Below are 780 nucleotides of genomic sequence, written 5' to 3'. Positions count from 1 at the left end.
GCTTGGGTTTTGTCATCGAATTCGATATCGAAACCGATCTGGTCATCATTTCCCACGCCGATGCCTCCGTATGGTCGTCGTTGCCCGTTGTGTCAGTGTCTCATCACCGCTCGACACGGCTGCTCGGTCGGAGCACCCCCGCGTCGATCAAAGTCCAGACCGCTTCATGCTTTGCGCCGCATGAGTCGGCGTCGCAGTTGATGCGCGCACGGAATACGCGGCGCGCTTCAGCGACGCTGTACGGGTAGTCCGGTGCGCGGTGGCATTGGTCGCGAGCGATGCGGGCGAGTATTTCGGTGCTGGGGCGTTCCCCGTCGATGTGCACCGGGCGGTCGACAAGGTAGGGCAGTACGTAGAAGAGCACGATGCCTAACGTCAAAACCCCTACGGCAGTGGTGCATACGAGTCCAGTAGTAGACACCTAGTCCGCCTCCGTGTCGTTGAACGAGATCGGCTCGACAGTGATCACGGCGTGTTCGTCGAACTCGTGAAGGTCATCGGATGTGAAGGCGAACGGCTGGCCGATGAACCCGTGGTTGTCAACCGGTGCCCACGATCCGTCGTCGCGCTGTAACCAGCCAGCCGCGCGATCACATCGGGTGTTGGTGTCGCGCATCGCGAGAACGATTGCGCGGCTGGCGCGTTCGATATCAGCTGTGCAGCAGCGGCAAATGCCGGTATTCGGCTCGGCATCCTCATAGGTGCAGCGGGGGCAGAGCTTCACTTTCGGCTCACCGAGGGCCACGGCGCACCCTCGTGGGTGGTTCGTAGTCACCGGTT

General features: G+C 61.4%; 2 protein-coding genes. One reads left to right on the top strand and one right to left on the bottom strand.

What is annotated here, in order from left to right:
• On the top strand, positions 1-248 hold a 248-nt coding region (locus tag NP3_RS50165), incomplete at its 5' end, for a hypothetical protein (RefSeq protein WP_218025091.1).
• Positions 249-421: 173 nt separating this feature from the next.
• Here the strand turns inward: NP3_RS50165 and NP3_RS46040 are convergent.
• A partial coding sequence (locus NP3_RS46040) for a hypothetical protein (protein ID WP_218025090.1) occupies positions 422-780 on the bottom strand: 359 nt, incomplete at its 5' end.

It is taken from the genome of Nocardia pseudovaccinii NBRC 100343 (genome assembly GCF_001613225.1).
GTDB lineage: Bacteria > Actinomycetota > Actinomycetes > Mycobacteriales > Mycobacteriaceae > Nocardia > Nocardia pseudovaccinii.
This window is presented reverse-complemented; position numbering and strand designations above follow the sequence as displayed.